This is a genomic window from Kushneria sp. EE4, from assembly GCF_977968315.1.
In genome coordinates, this window is the sequence record NZ_OZ386212.1 from 2,186,429 (window position 1) to 2,212,905 (window position 26,477).

Annotated in this window: 27 protein-coding genes and 1 tRNA gene; 22 read left to right on the plus strand and 6 right to left on the minus strand. The window is 60.1% G+C overall.

Annotation, left to right across the window (positions count from 1 at the left end; genetic code table 11):
* Nucleotides 1-60: 60 nt before the first annotated feature.
* Both dgcN and dgcA read left to right on the plus strand, forming a co-directional pair.
* Nucleotides 61-1,095: an N-acetyltransferase DgcN gene (gene dgcN / locus ACXMYO_RS09925; RefSeq protein ID WP_457808594.1), complete on the plus strand. Its 1,035-nt coding sequence runs from the start codon at nt 61-63 to the stop codon at nt 1,093-1,095.
* Nucleotides 1,095-2,072 (plus strand): N-acetyl-D-Glu racemase DgcA, encoded by a 978-nt coding sequence (gene dgcA, locus ACXMYO_RS09930; RefSeq protein ID WP_457808595.1) that lies wholly within the window; start codon nt 1,095-1,097, stop codon nt 2,070-2,072. Before dgcN ends, dgcA begins: the two co-directional genes overlap by 1 nt.
* Nucleotides 2,073-2,112: 40 nt before the next feature.
* Here the strand turns inward: dgcA and ACXMYO_RS09935 are convergent, their stop codons facing one another.
* Nucleotides 2,113-2,610 (minus strand): NUDIX domain-containing protein, encoded by a 498-nt coding sequence (locus tag ACXMYO_RS09935; RefSeq protein ID WP_457808596.1) that lies wholly within the window; start codon nt 2,608-2,610, stop codon nt 2,113-2,115.
* Nucleotides 2,611-3,258: 648 nt separating this feature from the next.
* Between ACXMYO_RS09935 and ACXMYO_RS09940 the strand changes: the two genes are divergently transcribed.
* On the plus strand, nt 3,259-3,603 hold the full coding sequence (locus tag ACXMYO_RS09940; RefSeq protein WP_438764365.1) for a glycine zipper domain-containing protein: 345 nt from the start codon (nt 3,259-3,261) through the stop codon (nt 3,601-3,603).
* Nucleotides 3,604-3,790: 187 nt separating this feature from the next.
* Complete coding sequence (locus ACXMYO_RS09945) at nt 3,791-4,204, plus strand: universal stress protein (protein WP_438764367.1); 414 nt, start codon at nt 3,791-3,793, stop codon at nt 4,202-4,204.
* 63 nt (nt 4,205-4,267) lie between these two features.
* Here the strand turns inward: ACXMYO_RS09945 and ACXMYO_RS09950 are convergent, their stop codons facing one another.
* The 4 genes from ACXMYO_RS09950 to ACXMYO_RS09965 all read right to left on the minus strand — a co-directional run bounded on the left by ACXMYO_RS09950 (nt 4,268) and on the right by ACXMYO_RS09965 (nt 6,890).
* Nucleotides 4,268-4,402, minus strand: coding sequence for a hypothetical protein (locus ACXMYO_RS09950; RefSeq protein WP_438764368.1), 135 nt, complete (start codon nt 4,400-4,402; stop codon nt 4,268-4,270).
* 183 nt (nt 4,403-4,585) lie between these two features.
* Nucleotides 4,586-5,614, minus strand: a complete 1,029-nt coding sequence (locus tag ACXMYO_RS09955) for an acyltransferase family protein (protein ID WP_457808597.1) — start codon at nt 5,612-5,614, stop codon at nt 4,586-4,588.
* 325 nt (nt 5,615-5,939) lie between these two features.
* Complete coding sequence (locus ACXMYO_RS09960) at nt 5,940-6,671, minus strand: helix-turn-helix domain-containing protein (RefSeq protein ID WP_438764371.1); 732 nt, start codon at nt 6,669-6,671, stop codon at nt 5,940-5,942.
* Nucleotides 6,672-6,802: 131 nt separating this feature from the next.
* Nucleotides 6,803-6,890, minus strand: a tRNA-Leu gene (locus ACXMYO_RS09965).
* 108 nt (nt 6,891-6,998) lie between these two features.
* Between ACXMYO_RS09965 and queA the strand changes: the two genes are divergently transcribed.
* The 5 genes from queA (at nt 6,999) to secF (ending at nt 12,581) form a co-directional block, all read left to right on the plus strand.
* A complete protein-coding gene (gene queA, locus ACXMYO_RS09970; protein WP_457808598.1) occupies nt 6,999-8,039 on the plus strand; it encodes a tRNA preQ1(34) S-adenosylmethionine ribosyltransferase-isomerase QueA in 1,041 nt (346 codons plus the stop codon).
* 74 nt (nt 8,040-8,113) lie between these two features.
* On the plus strand, nt 8,114-9,232 hold the full coding sequence (tgt, locus tag ACXMYO_RS09975; protein WP_438768450.1) for a tRNA guanosine(34) transglycosylase Tgt: 1,119 nt from the start codon (nt 8,114-8,116) through the stop codon (nt 9,230-9,232).
* 51 nt (nt 9,233-9,283) lie between these two features.
* The gene (gene yajC, locus ACXMYO_RS09980; protein WP_438764374.1) at nt 9,284-9,622 is read left to right on the plus strand and encodes a preprotein translocase subunit YajC; all 339 of its coding nucleotides are present in this window, start codon (nt 9,284-9,286) and stop codon (nt 9,620-9,622) included.
* Between the two features lie 193 nt (nt 9,623-9,815).
* Nucleotides 9,816-11,660 carry a protein translocase subunit SecD gene (gene secD / locus ACXMYO_RS09985; RefSeq protein WP_457808599.1) on the plus strand — a complete coding sequence of 615 codons (1,845 nt, stop codon included), beginning with the start codon at nt 9,816-9,818 and terminating at the stop codon, nt 11,658-11,660.
* A gap of 12 nt (nt 11,661-11,672) precedes the next feature.
* Nucleotides 11,673-12,581: a protein translocase subunit SecF gene (gene secF / locus ACXMYO_RS09990; protein ID WP_438764376.1), complete on the plus strand. Its 909-nt coding sequence runs from the start codon at nt 11,673-11,675 to the stop codon at nt 12,579-12,581.
* Nucleotides 12,582-12,685: 104 nt separating this feature from the next.
* Here secF and ACXMYO_RS09995 read toward each other — a convergent pair whose 3' ends face one another.
* The gene (locus tag ACXMYO_RS09995) at nt 12,686-13,492 is read right to left on the minus strand and encodes an inositol monophosphatase family protein (RefSeq protein WP_457808600.1); all 807 of its coding nucleotides are present in this window, start codon (nt 13,490-13,492) and stop codon (nt 12,686-12,688) included.
* Nucleotides 13,493-13,769: 277 nt separating this feature from the next.
* Between ACXMYO_RS09995 and ACXMYO_RS10000 the strand changes: the two genes are divergently transcribed.
* From ACXMYO_RS10000 to der, 13 genes are all read left to right on the plus strand, one after another.
* Nucleotides 13,770-14,570, plus strand: coding sequence for an RNA methyltransferase (locus ACXMYO_RS10000; RefSeq protein WP_457808601.1), 801 nt, complete (start codon nt 13,770-13,772; stop codon nt 14,568-14,570).
* Nucleotides 14,571-14,667: 97 nt separating this feature from the next.
* Complete coding sequence (gene iscR, locus ACXMYO_RS10005; RefSeq protein WP_438764380.1) at nt 14,668-15,144, plus strand: Fe-S cluster assembly transcriptional regulator IscR; 477 nt, start codon at nt 14,668-14,670, stop codon at nt 15,142-15,144.
* A gap of 51 nt (nt 15,145-15,195) precedes the next feature.
* Complete coding sequence (locus tag ACXMYO_RS10010; RefSeq protein ID WP_457808602.1) at nt 15,196-16,353, plus strand: aminotransferase class V-fold PLP-dependent enzyme; 1,158 nt, start codon at nt 15,196-15,198, stop codon at nt 16,351-16,353.
* Between the two features lie 52 nt (nt 16,354-16,405).
* Entirely contained in the window at nt 16,406-16,732 is a 327-nt protein-coding gene (locus ACXMYO_RS10015) for an iron-sulfur cluster assembly accessory protein (RefSeq protein WP_438764382.1), read from the plus strand.
* Between the two features lie 154 nt (nt 16,733-16,886).
* On the plus strand, nt 16,887-17,315 hold the full coding sequence (gene ndk, locus ACXMYO_RS10020) for a nucleoside-diphosphate kinase (protein WP_457808603.1): 429 nt from the start codon (nt 16,887-16,889) through the stop codon (nt 17,313-17,315).
* An 82-nt stretch (nt 17,316-17,397) separates the two neighbouring features.
* Nucleotides 17,398-18,531, plus strand: a complete 1,134-nt coding sequence (gene rlmN, locus ACXMYO_RS10025) for a 23S rRNA (adenine(2503)-C(2))-methyltransferase RlmN (protein WP_438764384.1) — start codon at nt 17,398-17,400, stop codon at nt 18,529-18,531.
* Between the two features lie 118 nt (nt 18,532-18,649).
* The gene (gene pilW, locus ACXMYO_RS10030; protein ID WP_457808604.1) at nt 18,650-19,342 is read left to right on the plus strand and encodes a type IV pilus biogenesis/stability protein PilW; all 693 of its coding nucleotides are present in this window, start codon (nt 18,650-18,652) and stop codon (nt 19,340-19,342) included.
* 66 nt (nt 19,343-19,408) lie between these two features.
* The gene (locus ACXMYO_RS10035) at nt 19,409-20,380 is read left to right on the plus strand and encodes a RodZ domain-containing protein (RefSeq protein ID WP_457808605.1); all 972 of its coding nucleotides are present in this window, start codon (nt 19,409-19,411) and stop codon (nt 20,378-20,380) included.
* A gap of 6 nt (nt 20,381-20,386) precedes the next feature.
* Complete coding sequence (ispG, locus tag ACXMYO_RS10040; protein ID WP_438764388.1) at nt 20,387-21,499, plus strand: flavodoxin-dependent (E)-4-hydroxy-3-methylbut-2-enyl-diphosphate synthase; 1,113 nt, start codon at nt 20,387-20,389, stop codon at nt 21,497-21,499.
* Between the two features lie 41 nt (nt 21,500-21,540).
* Nucleotides 21,541-22,857, plus strand: a complete 1,317-nt coding sequence (gene hisS / locus ACXMYO_RS10045) for a histidine--tRNA ligase (RefSeq protein WP_457808606.1) — start codon at nt 21,541-21,543, stop codon at nt 22,855-22,857.
* A gap of 59 nt (nt 22,858-22,916) precedes the next feature.
* Complete coding sequence (locus ACXMYO_RS10050) at nt 22,917-23,585, plus strand: YfgM family protein (RefSeq protein WP_457808607.1); 669 nt, start codon at nt 22,917-22,919, stop codon at nt 23,583-23,585.
* Nucleotides 23,582-24,799, plus strand: a complete 1,218-nt coding sequence (gene bamB / locus ACXMYO_RS10055) for an outer membrane protein assembly factor BamB (protein WP_438764393.1) — start codon at nt 23,582-23,584, stop codon at nt 24,797-24,799. The genes ACXMYO_RS10050 and bamB overlap by 4 nt, the downstream gene beginning before the upstream one ends.
* A gap of 203 nt (nt 24,800-25,002) precedes the next feature.
* Nucleotides 25,003-26,406 (plus strand): ribosome biogenesis GTPase Der, encoded by a 1,404-nt coding sequence (gene der / locus ACXMYO_RS10060; protein WP_457808608.1) that lies wholly within the window; start codon nt 25,003-25,005, stop codon nt 26,404-26,406.
* Nucleotides 26,407-26,477 lie beyond the last annotated feature (71 nt).

Below are 26,477 nucleotides of genomic sequence, written 5' to 3' on the forward strand. Positions count from 1 at the left end.
AGCTATGGCGTTTTTCGTCGACACTGCATGAATGCCCAAGCCATTCATTCGGAGTTCCTGATGACGACCCAGCCTTACCGCCCTGCCGAGATCGTTTCACCCTATCTGCTGTTTCTTGGGGATATTGAAGACAGTGTCTCGGCCAAGATGGCCCGCGCCGTGGTCATCTGGCGCCCCGAGAAGGCAGTGGGTCAGCTGCGTATGACCGAGCAGACAGCAAGCGTCGGCATCGAGGACCTGAGCATTGAAGAGGCCGTGGCCCGCGGCGCGCGCACGCTGGTGATCGGCGTGGCCAACTCCGGCGGCAAGCTGCCGCCACACTGGCGCGACATTATCTGCCGGGCCATCGAACATGGCATGGATGTCGCCAGCGGCATGCATCAGCGCCTTGATGCCATTGAAGGCGTGGCCGAACTGGCGCAACAACATGGCGTGACGCTGCACGACATTCGTCACAGTCACCCGCCGCTGGAGGTGGGCACGGGCGAACCCCGCAGCGGCAAGCGCGTGTTGACCGTGGGCACCGACTGTTCGCTGGGCAAGATGTTCAGCTCGCTGGCGCTTCAGCGCGGCCTTGAAAACGCCGGTTTCAGAGCGCGCTTTCGGGCAACCGGCCAGTGCGGCGTGCTGGTTGCAGGAGAAGGCGTGGCCATCGACGCCGTCATTGCCGATTTCATCTCGGGCGCCGTGGAGTGGCTGAGTCCGGCCGGTGCAGACGATCAATGGGATATCATCGAAGGTCAGGGCTCGCTGTTTCACCCGGCCTACGCCGGTGTCAGCCTGGGCCTGTTACACGGCGCCCAGCCCGACTATATCGTCATGTGTCATGAGTTGGGGCGTGCTCATATGCGTCATCTCCCCAATCGGCCAATGCCGGAGATGGCCGCCTGCGTTGAGGCCAACCTGGCGGCCGCGCGCGTTACCAACCCGGCGGTGCAGCTTGCCGGATTTTCCGTCAATACCTCGCAGGTTGATGAAGCAACCGCCCGACGTGAGCTTGACGCTCTGAGCCAACAGTTCGGCGTCCCGGCCACCGACCCCGTTCGCTTTGGTGTCGAGCCGCTGGTGGCCGCCTTTACGACAGGAACCGCATAATGCGTACGCTCAAGCGCTATACCCAGACCTGGCAGCTGGATCGCCCGTTCGTGATCGCTCGGGGGGCCAGCACCTCGATTGAAGTTATCCGCGTTGAAATCCATCAGGATGGCTATGTTGGTACGGGCGAGAGCAAGCCGACGCCGCGCTATGGGCATAGTGCAGAGTCGGTCATGGAAGAGATCGATGAGGTGTCGCTTGCCATCGAACAGGGCATCGACCGCAGGGCACTGCTTGAGCGCCTGCCGGCCGGGCCGGCGCGCAATGCGCTGGACTGCGCCCTGTGGTCACTGGAGTGTGCGATGGAAGGCACCACGCCGACAGCGCGCCTGGGCCCGCCGATCGGTCATGAAATCGTCACGGCTCACACCATTTCCATCGCCACACCGGAAGAGATGGCCGAGGCGGCCCGTCAGGAGCTAACGCAGGGGGCCAGGCTTTTAAAGATCAAGCTCAACGATGAGCAGGTGGTTGAGCGCGTACGCGCCGTCAGGGAGGCAGCGCCTGACGTGCGCCTCATCATCGATGCCAACGAGGCGTGGTCAGCAGACAACGTGGAAAGCTACTGTCAGGCACTGGCGCGGCTTGATGTCGAGATGATCGAGCAGCCCCTGCCGGCCGGCGAGGATGCCATTCTGGCCGACTTTGCCCATCCGGTACCGCTGTGCGCCGATGAAAGCTGCCACACCCGAAAGGATGTCGCCCTGCTGAGCGACCGCTATGAGATGATCAACATCAAGCTCGACAAGAGCGGTGGCCTGACGGAGGCTCTGGCGATGGTCGAGGCCGCGCATGAACACGAGATGGCGATCATGGTCGGCTGCATGCTGGGCACGTCCATGGCCATGCGTGCGGCGCTGCCGGTCGCTGCCCACGCTGCCATTGTCGATCTGGATGGTCCGATCTGGCTGTCCGGAGATGACAGACCGGCGCTGGACTACCGCAACGGCTGGGTAAGGGAAACGCGCGACACCTGAGCCACGAAAACACCTTGAAAGGCCTGCCGGCAGGCCTTTTTTATCGAACCACCCCCTTGCTTGCGAGCGACCTGAGCACCTGGCGTGAGTCGGGCGTGGCATCGTCGAGCGCCAGCGCCTCCTCCAGCGTCAGCCATTCGATGCCCGCAACCTCACTTGCCTGAAGCCTGATGGGCTCGTTGCGATAGCGCGCCAGAAACACGCTGCCGAAGGCATTCATGCCCTCTTCAAAATGGAGCGTCAGACAAGGGGTCAGCGTCAGCGTCAGCCCAAGCTCTTCTTGAAGTTCCCGTCGTGCTGCGCATGCCATGGACTCGCCGGCATCGACCACCCCGCCGGCGCAGAGATCATGATAGCCCGGAAAAATATCCTTCCATGGGGTACGACGCTGCACGCACACTCTGTCATGACAGTCGAGCACCAGAATGTAGACAGCACGATGCCACATCCGCAGACGGCGCATATCACATCGGCGAGCGCTTCCCACGGGTCGATTAAAGGCATTCACGATCTGAACACGTACGCGTGAGGATCCCATGACAGCGCTCTCCGACGATAAAGCGGACAATCCTACGCCTGCCCGTTCCATATTCGAAGTCCTTCATATCCCTGAAACGCAGAAGCCACGCATAAAAAAGGCTTCGATCAACGAAGCCAGCCAGAAGCCATCAATGGGGGTCTATCACGATAGAAAAAGTGAGGGGTACCGGGACGCACGTCATTTGGCAGATGTTCACCAAGATGGTATCAGGCGCCTTCCTTGGCACTGGAACCACTTTCCTTCCTGGAAAATCCTGCGACCTGACTGGACGAAAGCTTCCATGCTCTCTGTCTGCGTCCCTGCAGTACAACGATGGTAACATCGGTAAAACTGTTGTCCATATTATTTGACCTTAAATGCTTTTTTTATTTTTAAAACTCGAAAAAACCGGCTAAAAGCTTCATTCCTTTGCAGTAGTTGTACGATCCATGACGGCAATGTTTCGCTAACATGAAGGCCAGGTTAAGTGTTTTGATCTGAACTACGCTTGGATACAGTGTCCAATCACGCAGCGCAGACCGTGGAAATCACCGGCAGGCGCTGCATGAACCGGACAGAGACCACCGCTTTCAGCCACACATACTGACCAGACCCGGCTCAGTATTGACCTGAAGCAAGCCTGACCACGTCAACGGAGGACACAAGATGGGCATTTTTTCATCCAGCGATAGCCGAGCCACTCGTCGACTCAAGGATTATGAAAAGGAGCTGAACAAGCGAGGCGCACGTGCTCTGGCACGTTATGAAGACGAGCTTGATTCAGCGGGTGACAAGGTACGCAATCGCCTCAAGGGCGCCGGCGATCAGATCGGCCATCGCTGGCATCAGGCGCGTGATCGGGTAGAAGATGAGGGGCAGCGCGCCTGGGAGCTGACCGAAGAAGGGGCACGTGATCTTGACCGTCACGTCCATGAAAATGCCTGGAGCTACATTGGTGCAGGCGCCGCCATTGGACTGGTCGCCGGTCTTTTGCTGGGTCGTCGCTTCTGAATCGTTGCGCTGTTCATACGCCCGTACCCTTTGGTGCGGGCGTTTTAGTATCTGCCCTTTCCATACGGGGCGCCCTTTTAACCCGGAAGAGCGCATAAGGGCAGTTCGCCGCTGACACGCCGCGTCAGTCTTGTACTTTCATGTCACCTGATGACAGTGACATGACACGGATAAAAGGAGGCCACCAATGTATCACACGATTCTCGTTGCGCTGGATGGATCCGGAAATGCCACCAAGGCACTTGATATTGCTGCCCATCTGGCGCGCGCCAACGCCGCCCGACTCTATCTTTTGCACGTTCCCGTCATCGTTGAAGAAAGCGACAACGCCCTTCAGATCTCGCAGTCCTCGCGCGACGATGCGGCCATGCAGCTGATTCAGACCGCGCTTGAGGCCATCGACACATCGGACCTTGAAACCAGCATTCTTGTTCGTCAGGGCCAGCCCGCTGAAGTGATCGAGCGTGAAGCGCACCGGCTGGACGCCGATGCGATCGTCATGGGCTACAAGGGGCTTGACAGAACATCGGACGTGGCAGGCGGCAGCGTTTCTCGCGCCGTCAACCATCGCGCTGCCTGTCGCGTCATCACGGTCAGATAGTGACGCGCTACCTGCAGGCCCCCGAGTGTAATGCCTGACAGCGCGAATACTGCGGCGCCCTGATCAGTGCCGAGTGCGCTTTTCCTCACGCCAGCGCCGCAGTATTTTCCAGAGCACCATGGCCAGCAGCGGGAAGAAGACAAGCGTCAGAATTGCGCCTGACGTAATAAAGAAAAAGTGCAGTACGCCCTCGCTCATGGGTGCTCCCGTTCAGGCCCGACAAGACATGACCTGGATCCCTGTCCGGCCACATGAATGCCGACATTCTAGGGGCTTTCAGGGCCCGTTGCACTTGCCTGCGAAGAGTGGTCTGTCATTTCAAAAAACACATGACCGGCTCGAAAGCCGGTCATGTCGATTGGCAGGACACCCTACGACTGACTAATCACGGGCAACACTGACATTACCGATTCGTTCCTCTGATCGGGCAGGCGCTTTGCGAGCGAGCAGCGCATTGGCGGTAAACAGCATTGAGAACAGCGAGCTGCGATTGTTCATGACCGCTGCCAACGAACTGATGGCCAGCACCGCCAGAAAATAAACCGGAAAGACCATGTCCGGGTCACCGTGTACAACCCGGGTGAGGAGGACAGGCGCCACCCAGGTGACCGGAAAGTGCACAAGAAACAGCACCAGCGAGTTGCGGCCAAACCACTCAAACGGGCGAAATACCGGTGCGGCCCACTTGAAGGTGACCACTCGCAGCAGCACCAGCGTCATGGCCAGTGCCAGCACCATGGAAATGGGCTGATAGGCACCGCCGGTGGCGACCGTGCCGTGATAGGCCATGACATACCAGCTCACAAGCCCGGCCAGTGCCAGCCCGGCCAGCCAGCTGGTGCGCTCGATAAAGTGCTTGAACGCTTCGAGATGATAGCCCAGCACACCGCCCAGGATAAAAAACGGCAGGTGGAACATGAAGCGGTCAAACTCGGTATCCTTCAAAACCAGATAAAGCGCCAGCGACCCCAGAATGGAGACGCTCCAGTGCAATCTGAGCACGAAAAAGGAAATAACGTAATAAAAGAAGATGTAATAGATAAACCATAAATAGGTCATCGGCTCGAAAAACAGCGAGTGCCAGAATTCAACCACTGGCTTGCCATTGAAATGAGCCCTGTAGATAAAAAGGCCATAGCAGATGATTGACCAGATAACGTAGGGATAAAGAATACCCGACAGCTTGCCCTTGAAGTAGCGCCCTGCCCCCTTGCGCATCGACCCTGCCACCAGAAGCCCTGAAAGCAGCATCAGCGCCGGCATTCTAAAGGGTGAAAAATAGCCGTTGATCTGAGTAAAGATGGGATCGAGGTCCTCGAACTTGAGCGACATCGAATCGGCACTGTGAAGATAAACCACCATGGTAATGGCAAGCCCCCTGAGGGCATCCATCCACCTTATACGACCCATCGCTGGAGCCTTGGAAACATTTGCGCTGGCCATTACCGGACCCTCTGACAGATGACACTGGCAGAGGAATCTAATGTAATAAAAGAAAGTAAATTATGCCGATTTGCCAGTTTCGGGCCGTGTTAACGTCTGTGTACTAAAAATAAAACATTAGTGACAGCCGACCCTACATTTAAGTACTGAAAGTTCTTGTTTTCGGCAATTTAAAACATGGAAAAGCCAGGCCTTGATACGCGATATAGTATTAGCTTTTTAATACGCCAGGGATTCATCAAGCCCGCTGCCGCGCTCCGGATTTCTGCCCGACGCCTCCTGACGCGACAACTCAGACATCAAAGGCTTTCGGCCGCATCCGAAGATAGCCTTCCCTGAAATCGGCAAACTCTTCCAGTCGACCGATATCCGGAATGCTGATCCGGTGACGGTCGCGATAGACCAGCGACTGCTCGCGCAGGATGGAAAACACCCGGCTGACGTGAACCGGCGTCAATCCCATCAGATCCGCCAGCATCTGCTGAGACAGCGGCAGCCTGAACTCATTGAGCCCGCCTTCATTGGTTCGGGAAAGGCGACTGCGCGTTTCACACAGAAAATGAGCCAGCTTGCTCTGCGCATTCCGGCGCCCCAGGTTGACCATGCGCTCGACCAGCATGGATTGCTGAATGCCCGAGATGGAAAAAAAGGTGCTGGTCAACCGGCCGGATTTTTCGAAAACGTTGTCCAGATGGCAGTGTGGAAAGCGGCAAAACGTGCAGTCGGTAATGGCCTCGATGGTCGATTGATGGACATCGATGGCATATTCGCGAAGACCGATGACATCGCCGGGCATGAAGATGTCCAGAATCATCCTGCTGCCATCTTCCAGCAGATAGCTGCTATAGGCCCAGCCCTGGCTCAGCACGGCCAGTTCTTCGGCGGGCTCGCCTTCACGCCACAGGAAATCACCGTTTTTGAGCTGTTCGGGAGATCTTTCAAGCGTACTCAAAAGTTCGACTTCCGACTCGGAGAGATCGGTAAAATGCTGAAAATGCCGAACCATACAGCTTTGTTGGGACACCCGGGCTCCCTCCATGTCGTGAGCGATTGAAACAGATACAATCGACTAGAATACACGCCCTGCGGGGAGAGGTGGCAAGCAAAGAAACGAAAAGCGGGGAATGCGACAGAAGCAACAACAAAAGGAGGGAGTGGTACCGGTGGTCGGACTCGAACCGACACGGAGGATTAGTCCGGCGGATTTTGAATCCGCTGCGTCTACCAATTTCGCCACACCGGCAGTGTTGCGCGAGGCGTATTATACGAGTCGTGGCCAACACGTCAATGACGCCGACCGCTACCATCCGCTATCATGCCACCCCTTTTACAAAACCGACCCTGATAACCGATGCAGCGCGCCGACTTTCATTTTGACCTGCCCGATGAGCTGATTGCCCGTTACCCCAGCGACCAGCGCAGCGACTGTCGTTTGCTGTGCGTCGATGGCAATAGCGGTGATCTTGAACACACCCGCTTTCCGGCACTTCTTGAGCATCTGGCGCCGGGCGATCTGGTGGTGTTTAACGACACTCGCGTCATTCCCGCGCGCCTTTTCGGCCACAAGGAAAGTGGCGGACGCGTGGAGATGCTGCTGGAACGCCCGCTGGATGCCCATCGCGGCCTGGCCCACCTGCGCGCCAGCAAGGCCCCCAGAATCGGCACCCGCATTGTCTTCGAAGGCGATATCCACGCTGTGGTGGAAGGCCGACGCGACGCCCTGTTCGAGCTGCGCTTTGAGGGCGACACGCCGCTGGTCGCGCTTCTTGAAGCGCACGGCCACATGCCGCTGCCGCCCTATATCGAGCGCGAAGACGAGCACACCGATCGCGAGCGCTACCAGACCGTTTATGCGCGCCACGATGGCGCGGTTGCCGCCCCTACCGCCGGCCTCCACTTCGATGAGGCACTGCTTGAGGCGATGGAAAGCCGGGGTATCGAGAAGGCGTTTGTCACGCTACACGTGGGCGCCGGCACCTTTCAGCCCGTCCGGGTCGACAATATCCTCGAGCATCACATGCACAGTGAATGGATCGAGGTCAGTGAGGCGACGGCAGCACAGGTACGCGCCGCTCAGGACCGGGGCAGTCGAGTGATTGCCGTGGGCACGACCAGCGTGCGCTGTCTGGAAAGCGCCTGTCGACACAGCACCAGCGAGACAATCGAGGCCTTCAGCGGCGACACCGATATTTTTATCTATCCCGGCTATCAATGGCAGTGCGTGGACGCGCTGGTCACCAACTTCCATCTGCCGGAATCCACGCTTTTGATGCTGGTGGCTTCTTTTGCAGGCCATGACCACATCATGCGGGCCTACCAGGCCGCGGTTGATGAACGCTACGCCTTTTTCAGCTACGGCGACGCCATGTATCTCACCCGGCAGTGCGGCTGATTGCACGTCATGACGCCCCTTGTATTGATGATTTTCAGGTACCGACAGGATCTTTCATGAGACAGGACTGCTTTATGCGCTTTGAGCGCATGGCAACCGATGGTCGCGCCCGCCGTGGGCGTTTGACCTTCCCACGCGGCAGCGTTGAAACCCCCGCCTTCATGCCGGTAGGCACCTATGGCACCGTCAAGGGCATGACACCAAAGGATGTTGAGGCCACCGGTGCCGACATCATTCTGGGCAACACCTTTCACCTCTGGCTGCGACCGGGCACCGAGGTGATCGAGGCCCACGGCGATCTTCACGATTTTGCGCAGTGGCACAAGCCGATCCTGACCGATTCGGGCGGTTTTCAGGTCTTTTCGCTGGGCGACATGCGCAAGATTACCGAGGCCGGCGTTCACTTTCGCTCACCGGTCGACGGCGCCAAAATCTTCATGGGCCCGGAAGAGTCGATGGCAGTGCAACGTTCGCTGGGCTCCGACGTCGTCATGATCTTTGACGAGTGCACCCCCTACCCGGCCACGTTCGAGGAAGCCCGGACCTCGATGGAGCTGTCGCTTCGCTGGGCGCAGCGCTCACTGGACGCCCATGGCGACTCCCCTGCTGCGCTGTTTGGCATCATCCAGGGCGGCATGCATCGGGAACTGCGCGAACGCTCGCTGGAAGGGCTGGAACGGATCGGCTTTGACGGTCTGGCCATCGGTGGGCTGTCGGTCGGCGAGCCCAAGGAAGAGATGATCAAGGTGCTTGATTATCTGCCGGGGCTGATGCCGGATGACAAGCCGCGCTATCTGATGGGCGTGGGCAAGCCCGAAGACCTGGTCGAAGGCGTGCGTCGCGGCGTCGACATGTTTGACTGCGTCATGCCGACCCGCAACGCCCGCAACGGCCATCTGTTTACCTTTGACGGCGTCATTCGCATTCGCAACGCCACCCATCGCCACGACACGCGACCGCTGGAAGAAGGGTGCGACTGCTACACCTGTCAGAACTTTTCACGCAGCTATCTGCACCACCTGGACCGCTGCGGTGAAATGCTGGGTGCACAGCTCAATACCATCCATAATCTGCGACATTATCAGCAGCTGATGAGCGGTTTGCGCGGGGCTATCGAAGCGGGTACATTGGCGGACTTCGTGGCAGCGTTCTATGCGCGCCGGGGCCAGTCGGTCCCGCCACTTGAGGCGTAAACGGCTTATAACAGAGCACCACTGAACAAGATCATTCCTAGAGGAAACCTCATGCTCGAGTACCTGATTCCGGCAGCCATGGCAGAAGGAGGCGCCGGCAGTGCCGGTGGCGCAGGTGCCATCGGTCAGATCGTCATGCTGGTCGGCTTTGTACTGATTTTCTACTTCCTGCTCTGGCGTCCGCAGTCCAAGCGTGCCAAGGCACACAAGAAGCTGATGTCCGAGCTTTCCAGAGGCGATGAAGTCGCCATTAGCGGTGGCCTGATGGGACGTCTGACCAAGGTCGGTGACGAATTCATCTCCCTGGAAATCGCCGAAGGTACTGAAGTCAACGTTCAGAAAAGCTCGGTTATCAGCGTACTGCCCAAAGGCACACTGAAATCGATCTGAACCCAGTAACGGCAGGCGAGCGTCGCTTTCGTATCGGCGGGGCCATTACCTGCTCGCGACGTGTTGGACACAACATGTCGTCTTTTACCCGGGGCTCGTTCAGTGGTGATTGAACCATTGGCCGGGCCCTGTGGTCATTGATACGACCCCAAAAGCGCTCTTTGAGCCACCAGCCAATCAGGACAGGGCCACGATGCTCAATCGTTATCCCCTCTGGAAGTATCTGCTGATACTCCTCGTGTTTATTGTGGGCGTTCTTTATGCACTGCCCAATCTGTACCCCAAGGACCCGGCCATCCAGATCAGCGCGGCCAACAGCAGTACAAGCGTCGGCAACGGCGAGATGGATCGTGTCGATCAGATACTCCAGCAGGCAGGCATCGCCATCAAGTCACGAGAGCTTGACGACGGTACCGCCTTGATACGACTGGAGAACAGCTCGCAGCAGTCCGCCGCTCGCGATGTGGTCAGCCAGTCGCTGGGACAGGGCTACACCGTCGCGCTCAACTTGGCCGACTCGACGCCGCAGTGGCTGCAGAGCATCGGCGCCAAACCCATGAATCTGGGGCTTGATCTGCGCGGCGGCGTACACTTTTTGCTCGAAGTGGACATGGATGCAGCCATCGATCAGCGTCTGGATGTCAACGCCAGCGCCATGCGCGAGGCACTGCGCAGCGAAGGCATTCGCTATCGCAACAATACCACCGGCGATAACGAAATCCGCTTCACCTTTGCCAACGCAGAAGATCGCAGCCAGGCGCGAGCCCTGCTCAGCCGGCAGTACAACGAGTTCACCCTGGCCAACAATGACGACGCAGGCCCGGTGCTCGAGATGACGCTGACCGACCAGGCCATCAGCGACATTCAGGACTACGCCGTTAATCAGAACCTCACAACGCTTCGCAACCGCGTCAACGAGCTGGGCGTTTCCGAGCCGCTGGTGCAGCGTCAGGGCCCCAACCGTATCGTGGTGGAGCTGCCGGGCGTGCAGGATACCGCCGAGGCCAAGCGTATCGTGGGGGCAACGGCCAACCTCGAGTTCCGCCTGGAAGCCAGCGACAGCACCAGCGCCGATCAGCAGCAGGCGTTCGATTTCCGTAACGACAGCGGTCGTCGAGCCGCGCTCGAGCGTGATGTCATTATCACCGGTGATCGCGTCTCCAGCGCCAGCACCTCCTTTGATGACAGCGGTCGCCCCCAGGTCAACATCAATCTTGATGGCCCGGGCGGCAGCCGCATGAACCGCGCCACGCGCGCCAATATCGGGCGCAACATGGCCGTGCTTTTCATCGAACACAAGACCCGTACGCGCACCGTCACGCGCGACGGTGAACAAATCGAGGAGCGCGTGCCCTACACCGAGCGCGGCATCATCAGTCTGGCCACCATCCAGAGCGCGCTGGGCAATCAGTTCCGCATCACCGGTCTGGATTCACCGACCGAGGCACGCGAACTGTCGCTGCTGTTGCGTTCGGGCTCGCTGGCCGCGCCCATTTACTTCGCGCAGGAGCGCACGATCGGGCCAAGCCTGGGTCAGCAGAACATTGATCGCGGCGTCATGTCGGTCATCGTGGGCCTGATTCTGGTGCTGGCGTTCATGATCGTGCGCTACAAGGGCTTTGGTCTGATCGCCAATCTGGCCCTGACGGTCAACCTGACGCTTCTGATCGCGGCCATGTCGGTACTGGGCGCCACCCTGACCCTGCCGGGCATTGCCGGTATCGTTTTGACACTTGGCATGGCGGTGGACGCCAACGTGCTGGTGTTCGAGCGCATACGCGAGGAGATGCGGGGTCGCTCCATACAGCAGGCCATTCATACCGGCTATGAGCGCGCCTTTACCGCCATTCTGGATGCCAACATCACTACCCTGCTGGTGGCGGTCATCCTGTTCTCGATCGGTACCGGTCCCGTGAAGGGCTTTGCGGTCACGCTCTCGCTGGGCATTCTGACCTCGGTATTTACCGCTGTCATGGTGAGCCGTGCCCTTACCAACCTTGTCGTAGGCGGCAAGTCGCTCAAGAAGCTGTGGATCTGAGGAGGCCGGCAAATGACGCAAATTGATTTCATGGGCAAGCGCAAGGCTGCCTACATCATCTCCATCCTGTTAACGGTCATCGCCCTCGGGGCGCTGGCCGTCAAGGGCCTGAGTCTGGGTCTTGATTTCACCGGCGGCACCCAGGTCGAGGTGAGCTACGCGCAGGCCCCCTCTCTGGACGAGGTTCGTGACGAACTCGGCGAGGCAGGCTTTGGCAATTACTCGGTGCAGACCTTTGGCGCCGATACCGACGTACTGGTGCGTCTGCAGCAGACCTTCGATGAAGGCATCGGCCAGCAGGTTCTCGGTGCCCTGCGCGCCCAGGGCGAGCAGGTCGATCTGGTTCGTGCCGAATATGTTGGCGCCCAGGTCGGCGACCAGCTTCGCGACCAGAGCGGGCTGGGCATGCTGATCGCCCTTGGCGTGGTGGCGCTCTATGTGGCCTTTCGCTTTCAGTACAAGTTTGCCCTTGGTGCTCTGATCTCGCTGGGTCATGACGTGGTGATCCTGCTGGGCTTTTTTGCCCTGCTCGGTCTCGACTTCGATCTGACGGTGCTGGCCGCGGTACTGGCAGTCATCGGTTACTCGCTCAACGACACCATCATCGTTTATGACCGCATCCGCGAGAATATTCGACGCTCCCAGTCCAACGATCTGGTCAGGATCTTCAACGACGCCATCAACCAGACCCTGTCGCGAACGCTGTCGACCTCGGGCACGACCCTGCTGGTGCTGCTGGCGCTGTTTTTCCTGGGCGGCGACATGATCCATAACTTCGCGCTGGCCCTGATTGTGGGCGTGGTGCTGGGGACGTTCTCCTCCATCTACGTGGCGGCGGCCATGCTGCTGCTGGTCAGGCTGGAGCGAGAGGATCTGATCCCGGCCAAACGCGAAAATGCCGCCGATGATGAAACCCCGTAACGCTGCTTTCGCGTTCTCACGCTGAAACGCACGATAAAAAAGGGCCCGCCTCCATGAGGCGGGCCCTTTTTGGTATCAACCACAGGCGTTTTTGCTGACAGACGTTACAGGTTCACCAGACCGGCGCTGCCCATGGTCTGTACCAGCTGCTTGAAAAGGCGTGGCGAGGCGGCCATGAGCGCCCCTTCCACCTTGATCTGCGGCGTCCCCTGCGGCGTACCGGACAGTGCACCACACTCCTTGAGCACCAGGCTGACGATGTGCATGTCCTGCTCATCGAGTCCCAGGATAAAGGCGGCATCAACATGGCCGGCACACAGCGACAGCATATCCAGCAGCGGGCAACCCGATGCGCGCAGCATATCGACACGTGCGCCCAGCTGAGTGGTCAGAATCTGCCAGGTCGAGAAGTAGCGCTCGCGCATAAAGCTTTCGGGCAAACCCAGTGCGATACGGCTGCCTTCAATGCTGGTGCGCGTGGGCACGCGCATGCGGCGACCGTTGTAGTGGGCACCGCGACCGCGGCTGACCAGATATTCTTCATCGGTAAAGGGAGAGATGATGACGGCATGTTCGGGACGGCCCTTGTAGAGGCAGACCATCGACAGCGCACAGCCCGAGGTGCCGGACGCCAGGTTGGCGTAGCCGTGGAAGATTTCGATCTTCCAGTGGTAATCACGTCCTTCGCCACGGCCGTCGTTCCAGCCGATGTAGCGCCCTGACATGCCGTGTTCCGGGTAGCCCTTGCCAAACTGGGCGGCAATCAGGGTTTCAGCGCGCTGGGCCGTTTCGCTGAGCAGCGTATCAAGCGTGTTGTCTTCACGGGCAATATCAAGTCGGTCGCGAACGCGAACGAACTGTTCCTGGGCGCCACGCAGCGCGCGCAGGGCAAACTGGACCATTGGATGCATGATCAATCCTCGAACCGAGTGCTGTTAAAGAGCGAAGGCGGGTCAGTAGCTGACAGAGTCAAACGCCGCCGGTGCGACATGGCCTCGGGCCATCACACCGGCGACGCGATAAATGAGTGATCTGAAAAAGCGGACTGTCCGGAAAAGTGGCCGACGATGCTAGCAGAGACGCCACAAACGCGCCAGCGCTCAATCAGGGCAGGCGGGGGGCGCACCGTGATAGAATCATGCCCTCTACTGCCCAACGGCCCACGTTTTCTGTATCACGGCGATTTTCATGCTAGAGCGCATTCGTATTGTTCTGATCGGCACCAGTCATCCCGGTAATATCGGCGCCGCCGCGCGCGCCATGAAAACCATGGGGCTTGAGCAGCTTTCGCTGGTCGCACCGCGCTGCGACGGCATCACGCCCGAGGCCATTGCCAGAGCCTCGGGCGCCGATGACATCCTTGAGCGGGCCACGCTGCACGACACGCTGGAACCGGCGCTCACCGACTGCCAGTGGGTGGTCGGCGCCAGCGCGCGCTCGCGCCATCTGCCCTGGCCGCTGTGCTCACCGCGGGAATTCTCCGCCCGCCTGCCCGGCGAGATGCAGGACAACAAAAGCACGGTGGCCCTGGTCTTTGGCCGAGAGGACAAGGGACTGACCAACGATGAGCTTCAGCGCTGCCATACCCATGTTCACATTCCGACATCGAGCGATTACAGCTCGCTCAATCTGGCCGCAGCCGTCCAGGTGCTGGCCTATGAATGTCGCCAGGCCTTCCTTGCCACACAGACAGGCCCGTCAGACGCCCTGCCCGGCTCGGCCTATCCCTTTGGCGTGGAGTGGGACAATCCGCTGGCCAACCACGCCGACACCGAGCGCTTTTTTGAACACCTTGAGCGCACCCTGATCGATATCGGCTTTCACGACCCCGGCAACCCGCGCCAGCTGATGGCGCGCCTGCGCCGTCTTTACATGAGAAGCCGGATGGATGTGATGGAACTCAACATGCTGCGCGGCATTCTGACGCGGGTGGATCGTCTGCAAAACAGTGCTACCAGGCCGACGGATCAGGATGAGGACTCACACTGAGTCGTCCGACCCGCTGCGGCTGCCCTCTGCAATTGTTGACCGGATCGCTCGGGATTATCATAATCAACGATTACTGTCATGCTGCGGAATCTGGATCATGCGTCTGACGACAAAGGGCCGCTACGCCGTTACAGCCATTCTTGATCTGGCCCTGCACGGCGATGGCTCGCCCATCAGCCTGGCCGATATCTCGACACGTCAGGACATTTCGCTGTCCTATCTCGAGCAGCTTTTTGCCAGGCTGCGTCGTCAGGGGCTTGTCACCAGCGTTCGCGGCCCGGGCGGCGGCTATCTTCTGGCCAGAGCGCCCAGGGATATTTCCGTGGCCAGCGTTATCGATGCGGTCAACGAGTCCATTGATGCCACCCGCTGTCAGGGTACGGGCGACTGCCAACAGGGTACGACCTGTCTGACGCACCATCTCTGGAGCGATCTGTCCGATGCCATACATGATTTTCTCGAGCGTATTACGCTCGAGGAACTGATCCATCGTCACGATGTTCAGCGCATCGCCTGCCGACAGCAGGACAGCGCCAATCAGATTGCCGTGCTGCCGGTGGCTTATACGTCATAACGTTATTGTGCGTCGTGTTGATGGTCATGACGCTGAATAAAGGAAAGCATCATGAGCACCATGCCTCTCTACCTTGACTACGCGGCCACGACCCCGGTCGACCCGCGTGTTGCCGAGGTCATGGCACGTCATCTGACGCTGGAGGGCACCTTTGCCAATCCGGCGTCACGCAGCCACATGTCGGGCTGGCTGGCCGAGCAGGCCGTCGAGACCGGCCGTCGCCAGGTCAGTGACCTGATCGGTGCCGACCCGCGCGAGATTGTCTGGACCTCGGGGGCAACCGAGGCCGATAACCTGGCACTGATCGGTTACATGCGCGCTCATCAGGCCCGCGGTCGACATCTGATCACCTCGAGCATCGAACACAAGGCCGTGCTCGACAGTGCCGCAGCGCTGGAACGTGAAGGCTTTGAAGTGACGTATCTTGCGCCTCGCACCGATGGCACGATATCGCCCGAAGCCCTGCAGCAGGCACTGCGTCCGGACACGATTCTGGTCTCACTGATGGCGGTCAACAACGAGCTGGGCAGCATCAATGATCTACAGGCGCTGGGTACCGTTGCGGCAGAACATGGCGCTGCCTTTCATGTCGATGCCGCTCAGGCCGCCGGTCGAATCCCCCTGGACATGAGCGCCCTGCCCGTCGACATGCTGTCGCTGTCGGCACACAAGGTCTACGGTCCCAAGGGTATCGGCGCGCTTTATGTCCGTCGCGGCACCCGGATCGAGGCGCTGATTCACGGCGGCGGTCATGAGCGCGGCATGCGCTCCGGCACGCTGCCAACGCATCAGATTGCCGGCATGGGCAAGGCCTTTGCCCTGGCGCAGGACGAGCAGGCAAGCGACAACGCTCATCTTGAACAGCTTGGTCAGCGCTTTTGCCGGGGCCTTCGTGGTCTTGAGGGCACCTGGATCAATGCCGAAGGCGGCGCGCACGTGCCCAATATCATCAATGTCGGCTTTGAAGGCATTGATGGCGAGGCGCTGATCATGGCGCTGCGAGGGCTTGCGGTGTCCACGGGTTCGGCCTGCAACTCGGCAAGCGTGGACCCCTCCTACGTACTGACCGGCATCGGCGTACCTCGGGAGCGGGCACTGGCCTCGATTCGATTCAGTTTTGGCCGTTTCAGCCAGACCGAGGAGATCGATCAGGCTCTTGAATCAATTTCGAACGCTCTGGAAAACCTGCGCACGCGCCAGAGCGCCTGAACACTTTTATTCTTTCGCGCACTCGATGCGCATCACCGGGGAGGACAACATCATGGCCCGGATCTCGATTTCCGAAGCCGCCGCTCACCAGATTCGCCACGTCCTCGAAGAGCGTGGCAGCGGCGAAGGACTGCGCGTGGCGGTCAAGCCCAGCGGCTGCTCGGGCTACAGCTATGTGCTCGATTATGCCGATCGCATCGATGCCGATGATCAGGTGTTTGAAGATCACGGTGTCAGGGTCATTGTCGATAATGAGGCGCTGTCCGTGCTCGACGGCACCGAAGTGGATTATGTCAGCGAAGGGCTCAACCGCTTCTTTCGTTTCAACAATCCCAACGTCCGTGACGAGTGCGGCTGCGGTGAGAGCTTCAGCGTCTGACCCGACGCTTGCACTCTGGATGCATGTTGCGCCAGCGACAGCTATAATGGCGCGATTTTTGCCGGAGCCGGCAGCTGTTATAGCAGCTGCCGGCTCTGCGCTATCGTGAATCACGAATATTTTTGAACTCATCAGTCTGTCAGGAGCCCTTAACATGGCCCAGGAACGTACTCTCTCCATCATCAAGCCGGACGCCGTTGCCAAAAATGCCGTCGGCGACATCATCTCTCGTTTCGAGAAGGCCGGTCTGCAGGTCGTGGCCTGCAAGATGGTCAGCCTGTCACAGGAAAAGGCCGAGGGCTTTTACGCCGAGCACAGCGAGCGCCCCTTCTTCAAGGATCTGGTCTCCTTCATGACCTCCGGTCCGGTCGTTGTTCAGGTGCTGGAAGGTGACAACGCCATCGCCAAAAATCGCGAGCTGATGGGCGCCACTGACCCGAAAAAGGCCGAAGCCGGCACCATCCGCGCCGATTTCGCTACCTCCATCGACGCCAACGCCGTTCATGGCTCCGATGCACCGGAATCTGCCCAGCGCGAAGTCTCCTATTTCTTCTCTGATGAAGAGATCTGCCCGCGCGGCTGATTGACTGCCGCGTTCGGCCGCCATCTGCCTGCCGGGCAGGTGGCGGCCTTCTTTCTACTACGATACCAGCGAGCTCACTGCCATGACACAGACTGCCACGACGACGCCCGTCAATCTTCTGGGTCTTTCACGCAGCCAGATGGAACAATTTTTCATCGATCAGGGCGAGAAGAAATTTCGCGCCGCCCAGGTCATGAAGTGGATCCATCATGAGGGTGTCGATGATTTCTCGCAGATGACCAATATTTCAAAGGCCCTGCGTGACAAGCTTGCACGCGTGGCCGAAATTCGGGGCCCGAAAGTGGTCTACGAAGGCAAATCCAGCGATGGCACGCAGAAATGGGTGCTGGAAGTAGAAGACGGCAGCTTCGTGGAAACCGTTCTGATTCCGTCCGAAAACAACAGCCGGCGCACGCTGTGCGTCTCCTCCCAGGTCGGCTGCTCACTGGACTGCAGTTTCTGCTCGACCGGCAAACAGGGGTTTCAGCGCAACCTGACCGCCGCCGAAGTCATCGGCCAGCTCTGGGTGGCTCAGGCCAGCGCCGGCGGGCGAATGGGCCATGATGACGGCCGTCGCGCCGTGACCAACGTGGTCATGATGGGCATGGGCGAGCCGCTTTTGAACTACGACAATGTCGTCCCCGCCATGCACCTGATGCTTGATGACAACGGCTATGGCCTGTCCAAGCGCCGTGTAACGCTTTCCACCTCGGGCGTGGTGCCCATGATCGAGAAGCTGGGCGATGAAATCGATGTGGCGCTGGCCATTTCCCTGCATGCCGCCAACGACGAACTGCGCAACACCCTGGTACCGCTTAATCGCAAATACAACATTGCAACGCTTCTGGACTCTTGCCGGCGCTATCTGACCAAAAGCGATGGTACCCGCCATATCACCATCGAATACACCCTGATCAAGGACGTCAACGATCAGCGTGAACATGCCGAGCAGCTGGTTGAAGTACTGGGTGATCTGCCCTGCAAGATCAACCTGATCCCCTTTAATCCTTTCCCGCATGCCGGCTACGAAAAGCCGTCGCGCAATCAGGTCATGCGCTTTCAGACATGGCTTTACGAGCTGGGCCACAATGCCCCGGTGCGCACCACCCGCGGTGACGACATCGATGCGGCGTGCGGTCAGCTGGTCGGTCGCGTCAAGGACCGTACCAAACGTGCCGAACGCTATATCAAGGCGGTTCAGCTCGACGCGTCATGACGACAGCGTCAGACCCTGTCGGTTATCGGCTTGACTTGATGCAGTACCGGCGCTTTGATGGTCAACGCTTTCGCTAATATTTGACAGATTCGGGCATGTTCATCACGTCAGGAAGTCGATGATTCACTTGCGCTGTACCCTCAGGACATTGCTGGTTATAACGGCCCTGCTGACCGTTACAACGCTTTCAGGCTGTGCCAGCCAGGGCAGCAGCATCGCCTCGTCCGAGGAATCGCCGAGTACGGCCTATACCCAGCTGGGCATGGCCTATCTGCAGCGAGACGATCTCGAGCGCGCCCAGCAGGCTTTCAACCGTGCCATCGACATCTCCGCCAACGACCCCGAAGCTCTGCAGGGGCTGGCGTTGATCTATCAACGCCAGGGCGAGACAGCCAGCGCCGATCAATATTTTCAGCGTGCCCTGAGCGCACGCACCCCCTTTACCCAGGCGCGCAATAATTACGCGGCGTTTCTATTCAGCCAGAATCGCATCCCCCAGGCGTGTGAACAGCTCGAACAGGCCACCTCTGACTTGCGCTACGAGCGCCGCGCCCAGCTTTTTGCCAACCTGGGCCAGTGTCGTGACCGCCTGGGCGATCATGTCGCCGCGCTTGCCTCCTATGAGCGTGCGATTCAGCTTGATGAGCGCCTGCCGCGCGCCTGGCTGGGACTGGCCCGGGCACAATATCAACGCCAGCAGCGTGACGCCGCCCGCGTGTCGCTCGAACGCTATGTCCGGCTTGCAGGTGCCGATGACGAAAGCACGCAGCTGTCTCGAAGACTCGATGGCGAGGCGCTGCATGATGGATAGGGCCTTCATGCGTCAAACGCCGGGAAAGGAACATTTCGTGCCACGACCGAACAAGGAATTTTCTGCATGAGCGAACAGCCCGCCTCTTCCGCCGGAGAACCGAGTGCCGGTGACATGCTGCGCGAAGAGCGCGAACGCCAGCGTCTGCATCTGGAAGACGCCGCCGAGCAGCTGAATCTGCGTCCGTCGCTGGTCGCCGACATGGAACGTGACAACTTTGAGCAGATTCCGATTCCGACCTATCGTCGGGGCTATCTGCGCGCCTACGCTCGCCTGCTGGGCATCGACGATCGAGCCATCGTTGCCGCCTATGACCGGGTTCATGGCCGAAGCGATCTGGATGAGCGCCGCGTCGCCCCCATCAGCAGCATCAAGCCCCCCTCACGCATGGGGGCCATCGCATTTCGGGTGGCAACCCTGGCCGTTGTGGTCATACTGGCCGTCATGACCCTGCTATGGTGGGAGGGGCGTGAGAGCGCGCCGGGCTATGGCGACGACACCAACATGTCGGAACCAAATGTGGCGCAACAGGACAGCACCGATGATCGCGATCTGCCGCCGGCGCCTGAACCGCCGAGCGCTGCTGATAACACATCAGGTGACGGCTCGGGTAACATGACCGCCAGTGGCCCGGTGGATACGGCACTCGCCACCCGGGTTGCCGAAGGTGGTGGTGACACCACTCCCGAGCCCGGCACGCTTCAGGTCGACACGCCCGAAGGCCGCAACGGGGCGACCGGCGGGCTGGTCGACACCGGCAGCGACGAGGAGCCGGGGGTCGATCCGGCAATCAGCGGTCGCAACATGCAGATGAGTTTTGGCAGCGAGTCATGGGTGGATGTTCGTGATGCCAACGGCACCACCGTACTGCGCGGTTTGCAGCAAAGTGGCACCACCGCCACGATCGAAGGCGTGCCGCCCTTTCGCCTGACGGTGGGCAATGCCGATCAGGTCACCATTGATTACAGAGGCGAACGCGTTGACATGTCCCAACACGTCGGCAGCAGCAACGTTGCCCGTTTTACCCTGGGGGAGTGATTTATCATGATTAGCCAGTCCCCGATCGTACGGCGCAAGTCGCGCCAGATTTACGTCGGCAATGTACCCGTGGGCGGCGATGCCCCCATTTCCGTACAGAGCATGACCAATACCAATACGCTGGACGTCGACGCCACCGTCGAACAGATCGAGCGTATTGCCGCCGCCGGTGGTGACATTGTCCGCGTGTCCGTCCCGGACATGGACTGCGCCGAGGCGTTCGGCAGGATCAAGCAGCGCACCTCGGTGCCGCTGGTCACCGATATCCATTTCGATTACCGCATCGCTCTGCGCGTGGCCGAACTCGGCGCCGACTGCCTGCGCATCAACCCGGGCAACATTGGCCGGGAAGACCGCGTCAAGGCGGTGGTCAACGCCGCTCGCGACAACGGCATTCCGATCCGCATCGGCGTCAATGCCGGCTCGCTGGAAAAGGATCTGCAGCAAAAGTACGGCGAGCCCACGCCGGCCGCACTGGTCGAATCCGCCATGCGCCATATCGACTACCTCGACCGACTCGACTTCCACGACTTCAAGGTCAGCGTCAAGGCCTCGGACGTTTTCATGGCGGTCGCCGCCTACCGCGATCTGGCCGGACGTATCGAGCAACCGCTGCACCTGGGAATCACCGAAGCGGGCGGGCTGCGCTCGGGCACGGTCAAGTCCTCGATCGGCCTCGGTATGCTCTTGATGGACGGTATCGGCGACACCATTCGCGTATCGCTGGCCGCCGACCCGGTCGAGGAGATCAAGGTCGGCTTTGACATGCTCAAGAGCCTGAAGCTGCGCGCCAAGGGGATCAACTTTATCGCCTGCCCGAGCTGTTCACGCCAGAACTTTGATGTTATCGGCACCATGAACGCCCTGGAAGAGCGCCTTGAAGACATCATGACGCCGTTGAACGTCTCGGTCATCGGCTGTGTGGTCAACGGACCGGGCGAAGCGAAGGAAACCGATGTCGGTCTGACCGGCGGCAGCCCCGCCAACCTGATCTACATCGATGGCAAACCGGCCCAGAAGCTGCGCAATGACCATCTTGTCGACGATCTCGAAAAACTGATTCGGGAACGCGTGGCGCGCAAGGAAGCCGAAGAGCAGGATGTCATCACCCGCGCCTGAGGCCCGGGCGCCCTTTTTTGAAATGCAGCGATAAACGATCAATGTCCAGTAAATTACAGGCCATCCGAGGCATGAATGACCTGCTGCCCGAGCGCTCGCCGCTCTGGCAGTACTTCGAGCAGCACGTGCGCCAGCTCATGGCGCAGTACGGCTATCTGGAGATGCGCACGCCGGTGCTCGAACAGACGGCGCTTTTCAAGCGCTCCATTGGCGAAGTGACCGACATCGTCGAAAAGGAGATGTACACCTTCGACGATCGCAACGGTGACAGCCTCTCCCTGCGCCCGGAAGGCACGGCCTCCGTCGTGCGCGCCGCCATCGAAAACGGGCTGCTGCACAACCAGACCCAAAGGCTCTGGTATGCCGGCCCCATGTTTCGTCACGAGCGCCCCCAGAAGGGCCGCTATCGTCAGTTCCATCAGGTGGGCGTGGAAGTCTTTGGTCTTGAAGGCCCGGACATCGATGTCGAAGTGATCGCCCTGTCTGCCCGCCTCTGGCAGGCGCTGGGTCTGATTGATCACGTGCAGCTCGAAATCAACTCGCTGGGCTCGCTCGAGGCGCGTCATGCCTATCGCGCCACGCTGGTCGACTATTTCAACGCGCATCTGGAACAGCTCGACGAGGATGCCCGCCGCCGTCTGGACAGCAATCCGCTGCGCATTCTCGACAGCAAAAATCCCGATATGCAGGCCCTGATCGAGTCGGCGCCGAAGCTCATCGATCACCTTGACGAGGCTTCCGTTGCTCACTTCGAAGGTCTGAAGCAGCGTCTTGATGCGCTGGGTATCGAGTATGTGATCAACACGCGGCTGGTGCGCGGGCTGGACTACTACAGCCGGACGGTCTTTGAGTGGACCACCACCGCGCTGGGCAGTCAGGGTACCGTCTGTGCCGGCGGACGCTATGATGGTCTGGTCGAGCAGCTGGGCGGCAAGCCAACGCCGGCCGTCGGCTTTGCCATGGGCGTTGAGCGCCTGATCCTGCTGCTGGAAACCCTTGATCTGGTACCCAAAGCCGCCGAAGACATTCTCGACGTCTATCTGACGGGTCAGGGCGAAGGTGTCGACACGCAGCTGCTGGTGCTGGGTGAAACCCTGCGCGGCCGCTTGCCCGGTCTGCGTGTCCAGGTACACTGCGGCGGTGGCAGCTTCAAGAGCCAGCTCAAAAAGGCTGACAAGAGCCGTGCCCGCTTTGCCGTCATGCTGGGCGAAGAGGAACTGGCAGCCGGTACGGCGACGCTCAAGGATCTGCGCGGTGAAACGCCCCAGCAGCAGCTGGATATCGCCTCGCTGGTCGATCGCCTTTCACGCTGGATCGACGAGCGCCCGGCGGACAGCGGCCTGTCGACCCGACTTTAGCGTTTTCTCGACTACCCGGCAGAGACTGTCATGAGATCGAACCTACAGGAGTGCCGCACGTGGCGGATCAGTTGAATATTAACGAAGAAGACGATCAGCTGGCGGCTGCCAAACGCTTCTGGCACAACTACGCCAAGCCGATTCTGGGCGGGATCATCATCGCGGGCGCCGGTCTATTTGCCTGGCACTGGTGGCAGGACCATCAGCAGGCGCAGTCCGAGGCTGCCTCGCTCCAGTACCAGCAGCTGATCCAGCTGACCTCCCGGGACAGCCTTGATGACAGCGGCCGCCAGGCCGCACAGAGCATCATTGATGCCATTCGTGATCAGCACGGCGGCACCCTGTATGCCGATCTGGCCGGCATGATCCAGGCCCGTCTGGCCGTGGACGGCAATGACCTGCCGGCGGCCGAGCAGGCACTTGACGCGGTACGCCAGAGCAGCGATCGCGACGAGATCCGAGCGATGTCGGGTCTGGAGCTGGCCCGCGTACAGCTGGGTCAGGACAAGGCCGAACAGGCGCTTGGTACGCTCGAAGGCCTGCAGCTGCCCGAGGCCATGGCCGCGCGCGGCGCCGACATCCGCGGTGATGTCCAGCTGGCGCTGGGCAATACCGACGAGGCGCGTAGTGCCTGGCAGGACGCCGTCAATCTGGCGCGCGAGAACGACCAGGAGCTCTCCGGCATACAACTCAAACTCGATGATCTGGCGCCTCAGGAGGCTTCATGAGCACGCTTGAAAACGGCTCTTCTTCACGCACGGGCATCAAGCGACTCGCGCTGATGGCCAAACCGCTGGGCGCCCTGCTGTGCGCCACCTCACTGGTGGTGCTGGCTGGCTGTTCGGGCAACGTGCAGACCGGCACCCAGCCCCGCGAGCTGACCAGTATCGATCAAAGCGTCAACGTGAACGGGCTCTGGTCACGGGGCATCGGCTCGCTGACCCGTGCCCGCTACCCGATCTCGCCGGCCATTTCGGGCGACACGATCTATGCCAGCGATGCCGAAGGCAACGTCAAGGCCATCAATCGCGACAACGGACAGATCGAATGGGAAAAGCGGCTGGACACGCCTATCTCCAGCGGCCTGACAGCGGACAGCGGACAGCTTTTTGCCGGTACCCGCAATGGCGAGGTCGTCGTCCTTGACGAGGACAACGGCGAGATCGTCTGGCGCTCGCGAGTGTCCAGCGAAGTGATCGCCCCGCCGCAGCTCAACAGCGGCCAGGTCGTGGTCCAGAGTGTGGATGGCACGCTCACCTCGCTTGATCGCTTTACCGGCGATCAGCAGTGGCTCTACGCCTCCTCCCAGCCGGCCCTGACCCTGCGCGGCACCGGCGCACCACGTACCATTGATCCGGTTTCGTTTGCCGGGTTTGCCAACGGCCGCCTGGCTGCCTTCGACAATCGCAGCGGCCAGCAGCTGTGGGATCTGCGCGTCGCTGTCCCCCAGGGACGTACCGAAGTCGAGCAGCTGGTGGATCTTGACGGCCAGCCGGTGCTGACCCAGGACGGTCGTTTGTTCGTGACCAGCTACAACGGCCGTGTCATGGCACTCGATGCCCGTAACGGCCAGCCGCTGTGGGACCGCGAGCAGTCCAGCTATCACACCCCGGTGCTGGTCGGCGACTACCTCTTCACGGTCACGGCCGACAGCCACATCATGGCGCTTGATGCCAACAACGGCCGCGTCATCTGGAACCAGGACGCCCTGGAAGGCCGATCCCTGAGCGCACCGGTATTTGTTGATAACAAGCTGGTGGTCGGCGACTATCAGGGCTATCTGCACATCATCAACGCCCAGAGCGGTGAGCAGGAAGGCCGCACCCGTCCGGGCGGCGACGGCATCAGCATTACGCCGCTGACCGACGGCGAGCATGTCTTCGTGCTGACCAACGACGGCGAGCTCATTGCCTACGCCCTCACGGAGATGGGCAGCCGGTAAGCCGGTCTCGAGCGGTACTCCCAGCGCGGGCCTTCCGGTATCAAACCGGAAGGCCCGTTCATTTATCACCCGCCCTGACATGGCGTGTCACACATTTCGAATACCCATGCCTTTCGGGTTAGAATGCCTCGATCCGGACGGACGGTATCAGCGCTGTCCTTCGTTAAACCGACAGCCCGCTCCCTCTATTGTGCAGGACCCTCATGAATCCCGTTATCGCACTCGTCGGCCGACCCAACGTCGGCAAATCCACGCTGTTCAATCGCCTCACGCGCTCGCGTGATGCCATTGTGGCAGACTTCCCCGGCCTGACCCGCGACCGCCACTACGGCAATGGTCAGCTGGGCGAAAAGCCCTACACGGTCATCGATACCGGCGGTATCAGTGGTGACGAGATGGGGATCGATGCGGCCATGGCCGAACAGTCGCTGCTGGCCATCGATGAAGCCGATATCGTCTTTTTCATGGTGGACGCCCGTGCCGGGATCATGCCGGCCGATGAGGCCATCGCCAACCATCTGCGCGTCAACCAGAAAAAGACCTGGCTTGTGGTCAACAAAAGTGACGGCCTGCAGGAAGAGATCGCCACCGCCGATTTCTGGGCGCTGGGACTGGGCGACCCCCATGCCATTGCCGCCGCCCACGGACGCAACGTTACTACCCTGATCGAACACGTTCTCGAGCCCTTCCCCGAGGTAGCCGAAGAGACCCACCCGGACCTGGTCGCCAACGGCATCCGAATCGGCGTGGTCGGCCGCCCCAACGTGGGCAAGTCCACTCTGGTCAATCGGCTGCTGGGCGAGGAGCGCGTCGTGGTCTTTGACGAGGCCGGTACTACGCGCGATGCCATTGAAATCCCCTTCGAGCGCCGCGGCCAGCCCTATGTGCTGATCGACACGGCCGGCGTGCGGCGGCGCAAGAACATCAGTCTGGCCGCCGAGAAATTTTCGATCATCAAGACTCTGGATGCCATCAAGGAGTGCAACGTGGCCATCGTGGTGCTCGATGCACGCACCGGGCTGGTCGAGCAGGATCTCCATCTGCTGGATTATGTGCTGACCACCGGACGGGCACTGGTGCTGGCCGTCAACAAGTGGGACGGCCTCGAGCAGGAAGCCCGCGAGAAGATGCGCTCTGACATCAAAAGACGTCTGGGGTTTGCCGATTACGCCGACCTGCACTTCATTTCGGCGCTGCACGGCACCGCTGTGGGAGACCTTTATCCCTCCATCGAGCGCGCCTTTGCCTCGGCCACGGCACGCTGGTCTACCAACCGATTGACGACGCTTTTGCAGGACGCGGTCAGCGAGCATCAGCCGCCGCTGGTCAACGGTCGTCGCATCAAGCTGCGCATGGCACACCAGGGCGGCGCCAATCCGCCATTGATCGTGGTTCACGGCAATCAGACCAATTCATTGCCCGACGCCTACAAGCGTTTTTTGATTAATACCTTTCGCAAGGTGCTCAAGGTGAAGGGCACGCCGATTCGCTTCGAGTTCCGCTCCGGCGACAACCCCTATGACAAAAACAGCGGCGACAGCGACCGTGAAAAGGCCAAGGCGCGCCAGCTTGCCCGCACGAAGGAAGCTCGCAAGAACCGACGCTAAAAGTCTGTCAGACTCATGATTAAAAGACCTGGTATGACTTTGACGTCAATCCAGGTCAGACTTTCATCAGA

Coding starts and splice junctions, on each gene's coding strand:
- dgcN (WP_457808594.1), top strand. CDS start 61: ATGACGACCCAGCCTTACCGCCCTGCCGAGATCGTTTCACCCTATCTG.
- dgcA (WP_457808595.1), top strand. CDS start 1,095: ATGCGTACGCTCAAGCGCTATACCCAGACCTGGCAGCTGGATCGCCCG.
- ACXMYO_RS09935 (WP_457808596.1), bottom strand. CDS start 2,610: ATGGGATCCTCACGCGTACGTGTTCAGATCGTGAATGCCTTTAATCGA.
- ACXMYO_RS09940 (WP_438764365.1), top strand. CDS start 3,259: ATGGGCATTTTTTCATCCAGCGATAGCCGAGCCACTCGTCGACTCAAG.
- ACXMYO_RS09945 (WP_438764367.1), top strand. CDS start 3,791: ATGTATCACACGATTCTCGTTGCGCTGGATGGATCCGGAAATGCCACC.
- ACXMYO_RS09950 (WP_438764368.1), bottom strand. CDS start 4,402: ATGAGCGAGGGCGTACTGCACTTTTTCTTTATTACGTCAGGCGCAATT.
- ACXMYO_RS09955 (WP_457808597.1), bottom strand. CDS start 5,614: ATGGGTCGTATAAGGTGGATGGATGCCCTCAGGGGGCTTGCCATTACC.
- queA (WP_457808598.1), top strand. CDS start 6,999: ATGCAGCGCGCCGACTTTCATTTTGACCTGCCCGATGAGCTGATTGCC.
- tgt (WP_438768450.1), top strand. CDS start 8,114: ATGCGCTTTGAGCGCATGGCAACCGATGGTCGCGCCCGCCGTGGGCGT.
- yajC (WP_438764374.1), top strand. CDS start 9,284: ATGCTCGAGTACCTGATTCCGGCAGCCATGGCAGAAGGAGGCGCCGGC.
- secD (WP_457808599.1), top strand. CDS start 9,816: ATGCTCAATCGTTATCCCCTCTGGAAGTATCTGCTGATACTCCTCGTG.
- secF (WP_438764376.1), top strand. CDS start 11,673: ATGACGCAAATTGATTTCATGGGCAAGCGCAAGGCTGCCTACATCATC.
- ACXMYO_RS09995 (WP_457808600.1), bottom strand. CDS start 13,492: ATGCATCCAATGGTCCAGTTTGCCCTGCGCGCGCTGCGTGGCGCCCAG.
- ACXMYO_RS10000 (WP_457808601.1), top strand. CDS start 13,770: ATGCTAGAGCGCATTCGTATTGTTCTGATCGGCACCAGTCATCCCGGT.
- iscR (WP_438764380.1), top strand. CDS start 14,668: ATGCGTCTGACGACAAAGGGCCGCTACGCCGTTACAGCCATTCTTGAT.
- ACXMYO_RS10010 (WP_457808602.1), top strand. CDS start 15,196: ATGAGCACCATGCCTCTCTACCTTGACTACGCGGCCACGACCCCGGTC.
- ACXMYO_RS10015 (WP_438764382.1), top strand. CDS start 16,406: ATGGCCCGGATCTCGATTTCCGAAGCCGCCGCTCACCAGATTCGCCAC.
- ndk (WP_457808603.1), top strand. CDS start 16,887: ATGGCCCAGGAACGTACTCTCTCCATCATCAAGCCGGACGCCGTTGCC.
- rlmN (WP_438764384.1), top strand. CDS start 17,398: ATGACACAGACTGCCACGACGACGCCCGTCAATCTTCTGGGTCTTTCA.
- pilW (WP_457808604.1), top strand. CDS start 18,650: ATGATTCACTTGCGCTGTACCCTCAGGACATTGCTGGTTATAACGGCC.
- ACXMYO_RS10035 (WP_457808605.1), top strand. CDS start 19,409: ATGAGCGAACAGCCCGCCTCTTCCGCCGGAGAACCGAGTGCCGGTGAC.
- ispG (WP_438764388.1), top strand. CDS start 20,387: ATGATTAGCCAGTCCCCGATCGTACGGCGCAAGTCGCGCCAGATTTAC.
- hisS (WP_457808606.1), top strand. CDS start 21,541: ATGTCCAGTAAATTACAGGCCATCCGAGGCATGAATGACCTGCTGCCC.
- bamB (WP_438764393.1), top strand. CDS start 23,582: ATGAGCACGCTTGAAAACGGCTCTTCTTCACGCACGGGCATCAAGCGA.
- der (WP_457808608.1), top strand. CDS start 25,003: ATGAATCCCGTTATCGCACTCGTCGGCCGACCCAACGTCGGCAAATCC.